The sequence below is a fragment of the Roseibium sp. genome (genome assembly GCF_048260565.1).
In the GTDB taxonomy this organism is placed as follows: domain Bacteria; phylum Pseudomonadota; class Alphaproteobacteria; order Rhizobiales; family Stappiaceae; genus Roseibium.
In genome coordinates, this window is the sequence record NZ_JBLXGP010000008.1 from 166,414 (window position 1) to 179,082 (window position 12,669).

A 12,669-nucleotide genomic window follows, 5' to 3' on the forward strand; every position below is an offset into this window, starting at 1 on the left:
CGGAAGGATCAGACGGAGTAGTACATGTCGAATTCGACCGGATGCGGCGTCATTTCGTAACGCTCGACTTCTTCCATCTTCAGTTCGATGTAAGCATCGATCTGGTCGTCGTCGAACACGCCACCAGCCTTCAGGAACTCGCGGTCGGCGTCGAGGGATTCCATGGCTTCGCGGAGCGTGCGGCAAACGGTCGGGATCTCGGCCAGTTCTTCTGCCGGCAGGTCGTAGAGGTTCTTGTCCATCGCGTCGCCCGGATGGATCTTGTTCTTGATGCCGTCAAGACCGGCCATCAGCAGGGCGGAGAAGCAGAGGTACGGGTTCGCGGACGGATCCGGGAAGCGGACTTCGACACGCTTTGCCTTCGGGTTAGACGAGAACGGAATACGGCAGGAAGCCGAGCGGTTACGCGAGGAGTAAGCCAGCAGAACCGGTGCTTCGTAGCCGGGGACCAGACGCTTGTAGGAGTTGGTCGACGGGTTGGTGAAGGCGTTCAGCGCCTTGGCGTGCTTCAGGATGCCGCCAATGAAATACAGGCAGGTCTCGGAGAGGTCCGCATACTGATTGCCTGCGAAGACCGGCTTGCCTTCGTTCCAGATGGACAGGTGGCAGTGCATGCCGGTGCCGTTGTCGCCGAAGACCGGCTTCGGCATGAAGGTTGAGGTCTTGCCGTAGGCGTGGGCGACCTGATGCACAACGTACTTGTAGATCTGCATGTGGTCGGCGCAGGAGGTCAGCTTGTTGAACTTCATGCCGAGTTCGTGCTGGGCTGCGGCCACTTCGTGGTGATGCTTTTCTGTCGAAACGCCCATGTCGGCCATGACGGAGAGCATTTCGGAGCGGATGTCCTGGGCGCTGTCGATCGGCGGGACCGGGAAATATCCGCCCTTGGTGCGCGGACGGTGACCGAGGTTGCCGGTGTCGTATTCGGAACCCATGTTGGACGGCAGTTCGACGCTGTCGAGCAGGAAGCCGGTATCATAAGGGTCGGCAGTGAAACGGACGTCGTCGAAGAGGAAGAATTCAGCTTCCGGGCCGACAAAGATGGTGTCGCCGAAGCCGCCGGACTTCACGTAGGCTTCCGCCTTCTTGGCGGTCATGCGCGGGTCGCGGTTGTAGGCTTCGCCGGTGATCGGGTCGACGATGTCGCAGAAGATCGCCATGGTGGACTGGGCGAAGAACGGATCCATGTGAGCCGATTCCGGATCGAGGACCAGCATCATGTCGGACTCGTTGATGGCCTTCCAGCCGGCGATGGACGAACCGTCGAAGGCAACGCCTTCAGCGAACATGTCTTCATCGACGAGGGCCACATCCATTGTGACGTGCTGCATCTTGCCGCGCGGGTCGGTAAAGCGCAGGTCGACGAACTTCACGTCCTTTTCTTTGATTTCCTTAAGGACCTCGGAAGCAGTGGTCATTATGTCCATCCCTTGATTTATCGTGTGAACAGGTTGGCTTGATCTCGGTGCCGGGCTTTTTGCATGATCGATATTTCAAAAAGCGCCGGAACCGAAAGAGGGAGGCCCTGGGGCCTGGGTTGGTTAGATGGCGTCCACGCCGGATTCGCCAGTCCGGATCCGGACCGCTTCCTCGATGTTGGACACAAAGATTTTGCCGTCGCCGATGCGCCCGGTCTGGGCCGCAGAGCGAATGGCTTCGACGGCCTTTTCCACCATATCGGAGGGAAGCACAATCTCGACTTTCACCTTGGGCAAAAAATCGACGACATATTCCGCACCCCGGTAGAGTTCGGTATGGCCTTTCTGACGGCCGAAGCCCTTGGCTTCGGTAACAGTAATGCCCTGGAGACCGACCTCCTGGAGAGCTTCCTTCACCTCGTCCAATTTGAAGGGCTTGATGATTGCCTCGATCTTTTTCATCAGCTTCTGTCTCTCTCCAAAATTATTGGCCGGAAAATCTGGCGCAGTCCTTGTAGTGGACCGTCACGCTCAGGCCTCCGACGAATGCCGATGGGCCGTTGCATAGCGCATAAAGCATGATGTGTGCCAGTTTTCTTCCTTATGCGGCCAAAAGTTTCCCGGACCGGAAATCGCCAAAAAAGAGAGCATTTTTTGATGCCCGCTTCGACTTGTGTCCATTACTGCATTCTGAATATGCATAAAAAATAATCAATATGCCTATATAATAATCCAAATTGCATTTTTTGGTTCAGCTCACCGGGTGCGCAATGGAGCGGGTGCCTCCATCATGTTGCTGTTTTGAAACCCGCGGGGTTTGTTTGTTGCCATCGGCCGCCTTCAATTGTCTAAGGTGCCGGTACTTGCGGTTTGTCGCCTCAGGTGTTGAAGCGAAAACGGAGACTTTGCTGCGTTGTCCCATGTGAGTCCTTCCCGTATCACGGAACTGCTGACACCCGTTCAAATGGGCCAAGCGGACCGGCTGACGATAGCATCCGGCGTCCCGGGCCGCGACCTTATGGAGAATGCCGGGAAGCATGTGGCGAAGGCCGCTGCCGAAATGGCGGACGAGGGCGGGCGCGTGCTGGTGCTTTGCGGTCCGGGAAACAATGGCGGTGACGGCTTCGTTGCCGCGCGCTTACTGAAACAGGCCGGATTTGCCGTCGAGGTTGCACTGTTGAAGGATCCGGAAGGCCTTGGCGGAGATGCGCGGCTGGCATTTCTGGACATGATTTCAGGGCAGGGCGGGCTTGTGCCCATGCTGATCGGCGAGATGGATCTCCGCTCTCGGCTTGCCGCATCCGATCTCGTCATCGATGCCCTGTTGGGCGCGGGACTGGACCGGAACCTAACCGGTCCTCTTGGATCCATCGTCAATGAAATCAATGACAGCGGATGCAGGGTGCTGAGTGTCGACCTGCCGACCGGGATCAACGGGGCAACCGGCGAAGTCATGGGCACGGCGGTCAGGGCTGCGCGCTCGGTTACCTTTTTCCGGCTGAAACCCGGTCACCTTCTTTATCCGGGCCGGGGCTATTGCGGCGACCTTCTCTGCGGCGATATCGGCATCAGGTCGGATGTTCTGGATACGGTGAAACCGGATACTTTCTTAAACTGTCCCTCCCAGTGGCGTTCGAATTGGCAGCCACCACAGGCGGAAAGTCACAAGTACAGCCGCGGCCACGCGGTCGTTTTCGGCGGGCCGGTTCGCTCAACAGGGGCGGCACGGCTTTCGGCGGGTGCCGCGCTGCGGGCCGGGGCAGGGCTTGTTTCGGTCGCCTGTCCTCCGTCTGCCTTGGTGATCTATGCCTCTCATTTCACGGCGGTCATGACCCGGACCGTCGGCGAGACCGAAGAAATCGAAGAGCTTCTGTCGGACAAACGGCTGAACGCGGTTCTGATCGGGCCGGGATATGGTGTCGGTGCCGGGACGAGGGCGGCTGTTGGTGAGATTTTGAAACACGAATGCGCCGTGGTTCTCGACGCGGATGCGCTGACCAGTTTCGAAAAGGAGCCGCAGGACCTGTTTCTTCTGATCGGAGAAAGGGACCGGCCTGTCGTCATGACACCGCACGCAGGCGAATTCGCGCGGCTGTTTCCCGATCTGGGGGAGCTGGACAAGCTGACGGCGGCCCGCGTCGCAGCGACAAGAAGCCGGGCGGTCGTTGTTCTGAAAGGGGCGGATACCGTGATTGCTGCGCCTGACGGCCGAGCCGCGATCAATGCCAATGCCTCCCCCTGGCTGGCGACCGCAGGATCGGGGGATGTCTTGTCCGGGATCGTCTGTGCCTGTCTTGCCCAGTCGGTGCCCGTTTTTGAGGCGGCGGCCATGGGGGTCTGGCTGCACTCGGAAGCAGGCAACGAGGCCGGGGCGGGATTGACCGCAGAGGACCTGATCCCTTCGCTGAAGCCGGTGATTGCCCGTCTTGTGGAAAAAACCATGCCCGAAGACGACGCAAAAACGTCATTTTTCCTTTGATGCGGAAATTCCCGGTGTTATAGAGGCCGCGCCCTGGCTTCGGGCTGGACCGGCCGTTGCGGGCGTGGTGGAACTGGTAGACACGCCAGATTTAGGTTCTGGTGGCGCAAGCCGTGGGGGTTCAAGTCCCTCCGCCCGCACCATGTCCAAGGGCGAGAGCGCTTTAATGAGTTGCCCCTGACCGGGATTTCCTGAAGGCGCCGGACAGGTATTTCAAACACGACAATGGAACTGGTCGTTCCATACCAAGGACGAAGCACGAACCAATGCAGGTAACCGAAACCCTCGCCGAGGGCCTCAAGCGAGAGCTGAAAATCGACATTCCGGCCGGCGATCTGGCTGAAAAGCTCGACGCCTATATGGAAGATTTGAAGTCCAAGGCGCAAATCAAAGGCTTTCGTCCGGGCAAGGTGCCGGTAGCGCATCTGAAGAAGATGTACGGCCGTCAGGCCATGGCCGAGATCCTGAGCAACACCATTCAGGAAACCAGCCAGAAGGCCATCGAAGACCGCTCCGAACGCCCGGCGCTGACCCCGAATATCGACCTTCCGGACGAGGAAGCCGAAAAGATTCTCGCCGGTGACGCGGATCTCTCCTTCACCATGAGCTACGATCTGCTGCCGGATTTCGAAATCATGGACTTCTCCAAGATTTCGATCGAGCGTCCGGTCGTCGACGTTTCCGACGAGGAAGTCGACGCGCAGATCGCCGAGATTGCCAAGAACAACGTTCCGTTCGAGGAAAAGAAGGGCAAGGCCAAGGAAGGCGACCGGGTGACCATGTCCTACTTGGGCAAGATCGACGGCGAACCCTTCGAAGGCGGTGCCGATGAAAACGGCCAGCTGGTGCTGGGTTCCGGTCAGTTCATCCCCGGCTTCGAGGATCAGCTCATCGGTGTGAAGGCCGGTGACGAGAAGGTGATCGAAGTGACCTTCCCGGAAGAATACCCGGCCGCTCATCTGGCTGGTAAGGCCGCGACCTTCGACATCACCGTCAAGGAAGTCGCCGCTCCGGGCGAAGCCAAGATCGATGACGAGTTTGCCAAGGGCCTTGGCCTCGAATCCCTCGACAAGTTGAAGGAAATCGTTCGCGGACAGATCGAGAGCCAGTTCGGCTCCATGACCCGCCAGCGCGTCAAGCGCCAGCTTCTGGACAAGCTGGACGAGCATTATTCCTTCGATCTTCCCGAAGCCCTGCTCAATTCCGAATTCGACGTGGTCTGGAACCAGGTCGAAGAGGACATGAAGCGCAACGAGAAGACCTTCGAGGACGAAGGCACGACGGAAGAAGCGGCGAAGGCGGATTACCGCAAGATCGCCGAGCGACGTGTCCGTCTCGGGCTGGTCCTTTCCGAGGTCGGCGAAAAGAACAACATCCAGGTGACCGACGAGGAAATGCAGCGTGCGCTTTACGATCGCGTGCGCCAGTTCCCGGGTCAGGAGCAGCAGGTGTTCGAGTTCTACAAGAACAACCAGCAGGCTCTGGCATCCCTGCGTGCACCGATCTACGAGGAAAAAGTCGTCGACTTCATGCTCGAACTCGCCAAGGTGTCCGACAAGAAGGTGACCAAGGAAGAGCTTGAAAAGCTCGTGGCCGAGGACGAGGAAGACGCATAAGCGTCTTATCAGGCAAAAATCGGTGGATGCGGCAGGGTTTTAACTTTGCTTTCATGCCGCATCTGCAATGGCTTTTCGAAGTGGGCGGCATCCCCTATGTATGGGATGTCGCTTTTTTCGAGGCAGGCCTGAGTACGGTGTGGCCTGTATCCGCCCGGTGACCTTGTCTCCGGGACCATCACACAGCATATGGACAAGGTATGAAGGATCCTGTTGACATCTACATGAATACTCTCGTGCCCATGGTGGTTGAACAAACCAACCGGGGCGAGCGGGCCTTCGATATCTATTCGCGTCTTCTCAAAGAGCGGATTATCTTCCTGACCGGTCCGGTCGAGGATCATGTCGCGACCTTGGTCTGCGCACAGCTTCTTTATCTGGAAGCGGAAAACCCGACCAAGGAAATCGCCCTCTACATCAATTCGCCCGGCGGTCTGGTGACGTCCGGTCTTGCGATCTACGACACCATGCAGTTCATCCGTCCGCCGGTGTCGACCCTTTGTATCGGCCAGGCAGCCTCGATGGGTTCGCTGCTGCTGGCGGCTGGCGAAAAGGAGATGCGCTTCATCCTGCCGAACGCGCGGGTGATGGTGCACCAGCCTTCCGGCGGATTCCGGGGGCAGGCTGCCGACATTATGCTCCATGCCCAGGAAATTCTGGCGATGAAGCGGCGGCTGAACGACATCTACGTCAAGCACACGGGCCAGAGCCTGGACGCTGTCGAGGAGGCGCTGGAGCGCGACAACTTCATGACGGCGGAAACCGCAAAGAGCTTCGGCATTGTGGATAGTGTGATCACCGATCGCACAAGCCTGGGTGGCGAAGACGAGAAATAGGCCGGTTTTCCAGTGCCGCCGCCCGGTCAACCGGGCGGCGGACCGGTAACCTAAAGATGATAAAACAGGCCGTTTTTTACCTTCGCCTTAAACCTATATTGATTTTTGCAGGCGAAGCATGATGACATCGGAGTCTGGAAAAACGGACGTAAACGCTCCCGGGCGGTAATTTCGAGCCAGTTTCGCCACAATTGGGCGCCAACTGGGCAGTTTGGGGAGGAAGGTTCCTCCCATGAGACGCGGGGTTGAATAAATGACAAAGGCCAGCGGCAGCGATTCCAAGAATACGCTCTACTGCTCCTTCTGCGGCAAGAGCCAGCATGAGGTTCGCAAGCTGATCGCCGGCCCGACTGTTTTCATTTGCGATGAATGTGTCGAGCTGTGCATGGATATCATCCGCGAGGAGAACAAGTCCTCGTTGGTCAAATCTCGGGACGGGATCCCGACGCCTCAGGAAATTCGCGATGTCCTCGATGACTATGTCATCGGGCAGAACAGCGCGAAGAAGGTCCTGTCGGTCGCGGTCCACAACCACTACAAACGCCTCAACCACGCATCCAAGAACAACGACGTGGAGCTGGCGAAATCGAATATTCTGCTCGTCGGACCGACCGGCTGCGGAAAGACGCTGCTCGCCCAGACCCTGGCGCGCATTCTCGATGTGCCGTTCACGATGGCGGATGCCACCACGCTGACCGAAGCCGGTTATGTGGGTGAGGATGTCGAGAACATCATTCTCAAGCTGCTGCAATCCGCCGACTACAACGTGGAACGCGCGCAGCGCGGCATCGTCTACATCGATGAGGTCGACAAGATCAGCCGCAAGGCGGACAATCCGTCGATCACCCGCGACGTGTCGGGCGAAGGCGTCCAACAGGCGCTCCTGAAGATCATGGAAGGCACGGTTGCCTCGGTTCCGCCGCAGGGTGGCCGCAAGCATCCGCAGCAGGAATTCCTCCAGGTGGACACGACCAACATCCTGTTCATCTGTGGTGGTGCCTTTGCAGGTCTCGACAAGATCATCTCCGACCGCGGCACCAAGACCTCAATCGGGTTCAAGGCCAAGGTAACAGCCCCGGAAGACCGCCGTATCGGCGAACTCTTCTCCGCGTTGGAGCCGGAAGACCTTCTGAAGTTCGGTCTCATTCCGGAGTTCGTCGGCCGCCTGCCGGTGATCGCGACCCTGGAAGATCTGGACGAGGAAGCCCTGGTCACGATTCTCACCGAACCGAAGAATGCTTTGGTGAAACAGTACCAGCGTCTGTTCGAGATGGAGAACGTGGAACTGTCCTTCCACGAGGAAGCCCTGAAGGCGATTGCGCGCAGGGCAATCGAGCGCAAGACCGGCGCTCGCGGCCTGCGGTCGATTCTCGAGGCGATTCTCCTCGACACGATGTACGAACTTCCCGGCCTCAAAGGCGTCAAGGAAGTGGTGATCTCTCCGGAAGTGGTGGAAGGCAAGGCCCGTCCGCTTTACATCTACGAAGACCGGGAAGAAACCTCTGCGACCAGCGCCTGATCCGGCCTAAGCTGCCGGACTGGCCCGCTGATTTGGAATGCCGCCCGAAAGGGCGGCATTTTCCGTTTCAGGCCCGGTCCGTGTCTTGGCGGTGTCATGTTGGTGCATTGCGGCATACCGGTTTTCCACCGGTTGCGGATTCGTCAACAATGATTGGATTACAACTGTTCCACCTGCCTTGACACTTAGGCGGCAGGTGTCCACCTAATAGATGATCTAATCCGGCAATGCGGACCGGGTCCGGGCCCATCGGGACGGAACGGTCCGGCTCTTGCGGGCGATGTCGTCCGATGCCGGCTTCCAGCGCCAGCGACCGCCTTAATCCAAGGGGCGCGGGCGCGCAAAGAAAGGAATGATAATGAGCGACGAAGAAACCCGCTCTTTCGACGTGACGGAAACCGCCGTCTATCCTGTGCTCCCCTTGCGGGATATCGTCGTCTTCCCGCATATGATTGTCCCCCTGTTCGTCGGGCGCGAAAAGTCCATTCGCGCGCTCGAGGAGGTGATGACCACCGACAAGCACATCCTGCTCGCGACGCAGAAGAATGCGGCGGATGACGATCCCGAATCCGACCAGATCTATGAGGTCGGTACGCTGGCGACCGTGCTGCAGCTGCTGAAACTGCCTGACAACACCGTAAAGGTGCTGGTGGAGGGTGGGGCGCGTGCGCGCATCGATGGCTACACCGACCGCAGCGACTATTACGAAGCCACCGCGACGGTTCTACCGGAACGGGACGGGGAAGACGTTGAAATCGAGGCCCTGGCGCGTTCGGTGCTGGCCGAATTCGAAAACTACGTCAAGCTGAACAAGAAGGTTTCGCCGGAAGTCCTGGGCGCGGTCAACCAGATCGACGACTATTCCAAGCTGGCCGATACGATCGCTTCGCATCTGGCGATCAAGATCCCGGAAAAGCAGGAAATCCTCGGCGTCGATTCCATTTCGGAGCGCCTCGAACGCGTTCTCGGCATGATGGAAAGCGAAATTTCCGTCCTGCAGGTGGAAAAGCGCATCCGTTCGCGGGTCAAGCGCCAGATGGAGAAGACCCAGCGCGAGTACTATCTGAATGAGCAGATGAAGGCCATTCAGAAGGAACTCGGCGACAACGAGGACGGCCGCGACGAGATCGCGGAACTTGAAGAGAAGATCAAGAAGACGAAGCTCTCCAAGGAAGCGCGTGAACGGGCCAATGCGGAGATCAAGAAGCTCAAGCAGATGAGCCCGATGTCGGCGGAAGCCACCGTGGTGCGCAACTACCTGGACTGGCTTGTCGGCATTCCGTGGAGCAAGAAGAGCAAGGTCAAGCACGATCTGGCTTTCGCCGAAACGGTACTCGACACCGATCACTATGGCCTGGAGAAGGTCAAGGAGCGGATCGTCGAATATCTGGCCGTACAGGCACGGGCGAACAAGCTGAAAGGCCCGATTCTCTGCCTGGTCGGACCACCCGGCGTGGGCAAGACCTCCCTCGGCAAATCGATCGCCAAGGCGACAGGCCGCGAATTTGTGCGCATGTCGCTCGGCGGTGTGCGTGACGAAGCGGAAATCCGCGGTCACCGGCGCACCTATATCGGCTCGATGCCCGGCAAGGTCATCCAGTCGATGAAGAAGGCCAAGAAGTCCAATCCGCTGTTCCTGCTCGACGAGATCGACAAGATGGGCATGGACTTCCGGGGCGATCCGTCGTCGGCTCTTCTGGAAGTGCTGGATCCGGAACAGAACTCCTCGTTCATGGATCACTACCTGGAGGTCGAATACGATCTGTCCGACGTCATGTTCGTGACCACGGCCAATACGCTCAACATTCCGGCGCCGCTGATGGACCGGATGGAGGTCATCCGTATTGCCGGGTACACCGAGGACGAGAAGATCGAAATCTGCCGCCGGCACCTGCTGCCGAAGGCGGAAAAGGATCATGGTCTGCGCGACGGCGAGTTTGCGATCGAGGATGATGCCCTGCGCCTTGTGGTACGCCGCTACACCCGCGAAGCGGGCGTGCGTAACCTTGAACGCGAAATGGCGACGCTCGCCCGAAAGGCGGTCAAGGACATCCTGATGAGCGACATGGAAAAGATTGTCGTGACAGAGGAAGTGGTCGAGAAGTATCTCGGCGTGCCGCGCTATCGTTACGGTGAGGCGGAACTCGAGGACCAGGTCGGTGTGGTCACCGGTCTTGCCTGGACCGAGGTCGGCGGCGAGTTGCTCACCATCGAGGGCGTCATGATGCCCGGCAAGGGCAAGATGACCGTGACGGGCAACCTGAAGGACGTGATGAAGGAATCCATTTCCGCCGCCGCGTCCTACGTGCGGTCCCGTGCGATCGACTACGGCATCGAACCGCCTATGTTCGAGAAGCGCGACATCCACGTGCACGTTCCGGAAGGGGCAACCCCGAAGGACGGTCCGTCGGCCGGTATCGCCATGGCGACAGCCGTCATCTCGACGCTCACCGGGATTCCGGTACGCCGTGATGTTGCCATGACCGGCGAGATCACCCTGCGCGGAAGGATCCTGCCGATCGGGGGGCTGAAGGAGAAGCTTCTGGCGGCCCTCAGGGGCGGTATCAAGACGGTGATGATCCCGGAAGATAACGCCAAGGACCTGGCGGACATCCCGGACTCGGTGAAGAATTTGCTGGAAATCATCCCGGTCTCGAGCATGGAAGAAGTGCTGAAAACGGCACTTACCCGATTGCCGGAACCCATTGAATGGGACGAAGCTGCCGCCGACGCGGCCGCAAAAGCGGCCCGTTCGGAGGATGATTCGGCAGGGGTGCTCGCGCACTGAGCGCGCCCTAAACCGTTGCAAAAATGCAAAGCCCCGGGGTCTCCGGGGCTTTTCTTTTGAATAATCACCAAAAATGGCGGTTTTCTGCGAAAAAATGGCTTGCGTTTAGGCTCGTTTCGCACGAATTTCCGGCAACGGCGCTGACGGGAATCGTTGGCTTACCGCCGTTTCTTAGAAAGGTATCTACTATGAACAAGAACGATCTGATCGCAGCAGTCGCAGAAAAGACCGGTCTCACCAAGGCCCAGGCAGGCGAGGCTGTTGACGCAACGTTTGATGCTGTCACCACGACGCTCAAGAGCGGTGGCGAAGTTCGCATCATCGGTTTCGGCAATTTCACCGTTTCTGAGCGTGCTGCGACCGAAGGCCGTAACCCGCGCACGGGTGACACGATCCAGATCCCGGCTTCCAAGACGCCGAAGTTCAAGGCCGGTAAGGGCCTCAAGGACGCTGTGAACAGCTAATCCTGATTTCCTTCAGAAAGCCCTGCGCGCCGGAATGGTGCGTGGGGCTTTTTGCATTTTTGAGTGCAGGTTTCTTCCGTGGGACAGGGGGCGTTGTCTGCCATCCACAGAGATGGAAAATTCGCAGACTGTCCTCTTGCCAAGTCGGCGCGAAGCTCCTAAAAGGCAGCTCTCCGAACGCAACCGTTGCGGTTCAGGGCGATTAGCTCAGTTGGTAGAGCGCCTCGTTTACACCGAGGATGTCGGGAGTTCGAGTCTCTCATCGCCCACCATTTTTCTTGCTTCGCGCTTTTCTGATTTCACGCTGCCGCGCCAAAGGCGCTTCGCTCCAGTCGGGGCCTCGCATGGGCTCGGGCGGCTGTTCGCCTTGCGGGTCCTGCGGGTCCGGGTGTTTTCCCCAAGGTACACTCTTGCGGCAATTGGGATTCAGGAACGCGCGAGCGCTTCGAGGGCTCTGCGGGTGCCTGGGCCGAATTTACCGTCGATTGCACCGGTGTAATAGCCGGAAGACTTCAGCATCATCTGGATCGAGCGCCGGGTTGCGGGGGAGAGCGTCCGGGCGTTTTCAAACAGGATCCTGCGACCGGCGTCATTGCCGAGTTTCAGGGACTGCAGAAGCAAACCGGCAGCCAGGCCGGGATCCCGCTGCACACCGCGGCCGGCATCGTGGAGCATCGCAAGTTTGGCCATCGCTTCGCCGTTGCCCCGATTGGTTGCTTCACCGAACCAGTAGGCGGCCCGGGACGGGTTGGGCGGTGCGCCTTCTCCGATGTTGTACATGCTTCCGGCAAAGACCATAGCCGCGATGTTTCCATTTTCGCCGGCCTTTTCGAACCAACGGAGCGACTGCACTGGGTCCTTGGAGACATAAGCGCCGGTCTTGTAGAAAATGGCTAGGAAGGCCATCGCCTGTGCGCTCCCCCGGTCCGCGCCGGCCTTGGCTGCCTCATAAGCCTTCTGCATCTCGCCGGCCTTGTGGTAGCCGCGGGCAACCTGCGTATGGAAACGTGGCGTATCGGGCCAATTCACAATCGCATCGGTACAGGCGCGGATGACAGCCTGTGCGTTGAGGTCGGTGTAACTCACACCCGGAGCGACGGCCTCGTCATCGTATTCGTGGGCAGCGAGGAGATCACATTCATGGGCTCCGGTATGGATCTTCGGTTCAGATGGGGGAGCAGGAGTCGGCTTGAGCGGTTCTGACGTCTGGACTTGGGGCGCTGTGGCATAGACGGTTGCTCTGTAGCCGACCTGGGGCATGCCGCTTACTTTTCCATCGGGAGCCGCCCAGACGACCTCTGCGGACACATAGGAGATTTTCCAAGCCGTCCGGATGGCCAGCCAGCCGACCCCCGGAACTTCACCCTCGATACGAACGCGGTCCCCGACCGTGACCACGGCATCCGCAGGCAAGGAGAGCCGAACTTCGCCGCCTTGGTCGACGTCCACTATTTCCGCGCGTATTTCCACCTCGGCAAATGCCGGGCGGAGGAGGGCGGGCGTCAGCAGGAGGATCAGACAAACCAGCCTTGTCGTAAATGTCATATGC

At 58.9% G+C, this 12,669-nt stretch carries 9 protein-coding genes and 2 tRNA genes; 8 read left to right on the forward strand and 3 right to left on the reverse strand.

Going from position 1 to position 12,669, the window contains the following annotated elements; all coding sequences use genetic code 11:
• Nucleotides 1–8: 8 nt before the first annotated feature.
• Entirely contained in the window at nucleotides 9–1,418 is a 1,410-nt protein-coding gene (gene glnA, locus ACN0SO_RS17550; RefSeq protein ID WP_417680019.1) for a type I glutamate--ammonia ligase, read from the reverse strand.
• A 123-nt stretch (nucleotides 1,419–1,541) separates the two neighbouring features.
• Entirely contained in the window at nucleotides 1,542–1,880 is a 339-nt protein-coding gene (locus ACN0SO_RS17555; RefSeq protein ID WP_190293598.1) for a P-II family nitrogen regulator, read from the reverse strand.
• 460 nt (nucleotides 1,881–2,340) lie between these two features.
• Here ACN0SO_RS17555 and ACN0SO_RS17560 point away from each other — a divergent pair, with 460 nt between their 5' ends.
• From ACN0SO_RS17560 to ACN0SO_RS17595, 8 genes are all read left to right on the forward strand, one after another.
• On the forward strand, nucleotides 2,341–3,897 hold the full coding sequence (locus ACN0SO_RS17560; RefSeq protein WP_417680068.1) for an NAD(P)H-hydrate dehydratase: 1,557 nt from the start codon (nucleotides 2,341–2,343) through the stop codon (nucleotides 3,895–3,897).
• 58 nt (nucleotides 3,898–3,955) lie between these two features.
• Nucleotides 3,956–4,040 (forward strand) — tRNA-Leu (locus tag ACN0SO_RS17565).
• Between the two features lie 123 nt (nucleotides 4,041–4,163).
• Nucleotides 4,164–5,513, forward strand: coding sequence for a trigger factor (gene tig, locus ACN0SO_RS17570; protein WP_417680020.1), 1,350 nt, complete (start codon nucleotides 4,164–4,166; stop codon nucleotides 5,511–5,513).
• Nucleotides 5,514–5,713: 200 nt separating this feature from the next.
• Entirely contained in the window at nucleotides 5,714–6,349 is a 636-nt protein-coding gene (locus ACN0SO_RS17575) for an ATP-dependent Clp protease proteolytic subunit (protein ID WP_417680021.1), read from the forward strand.
• Between the two features lie 253 nt (nucleotides 6,350–6,602).
• Nucleotides 6,603–7,868 carry an ATP-dependent Clp protease ATP-binding subunit ClpX gene (clpX, locus tag ACN0SO_RS17580; RefSeq protein WP_417680022.1) on the forward strand — a complete coding sequence of 422 codons (1,266 nt, stop codon included), beginning with the start codon at nucleotides 6,603–6,605 and terminating at the stop codon, nucleotides 7,866–7,868.
• 358 nt (nucleotides 7,869–8,226) lie between these two features.
• Nucleotides 8,227–10,656 (forward strand): endopeptidase La, encoded by a 2,430-nt coding sequence (gene lon, locus ACN0SO_RS17585; protein ID WP_417680023.1) that lies wholly within the window; start codon nucleotides 8,227–8,229, stop codon nucleotides 10,654–10,656.
• A 188-nt stretch (nucleotides 10,657–10,844) separates the two neighbouring features.
• The gene (locus tag ACN0SO_RS17590; protein WP_190293593.1) at nucleotides 10,845–11,120 is read left to right on the forward strand and encodes an HU family DNA-binding protein; all 276 of its coding nucleotides are present in this window, start codon (nucleotides 10,845–10,847) and stop codon (nucleotides 11,118–11,120) included.
• A gap of 196 nt (nucleotides 11,121–11,316) precedes the next feature.
• Nucleotides 11,317–11,392: transfer RNA gene (locus ACN0SO_RS17595), tRNA-Val, on the forward strand.
• Between the two features lie 154 nt (nucleotides 11,393–11,546).
• Here ACN0SO_RS17595 and ACN0SO_RS17600 read toward each other — a convergent pair.
• Nucleotides 11,547–12,665, reverse strand: coding sequence for a peptidoglycan-binding protein (locus ACN0SO_RS17600; RefSeq protein ID WP_417680024.1), 1,119 nt, complete (start codon nucleotides 12,663–12,665; stop codon nucleotides 11,547–11,549).
• Nucleotides 12,666–12,669: the final 4 nt, after the last annotated feature.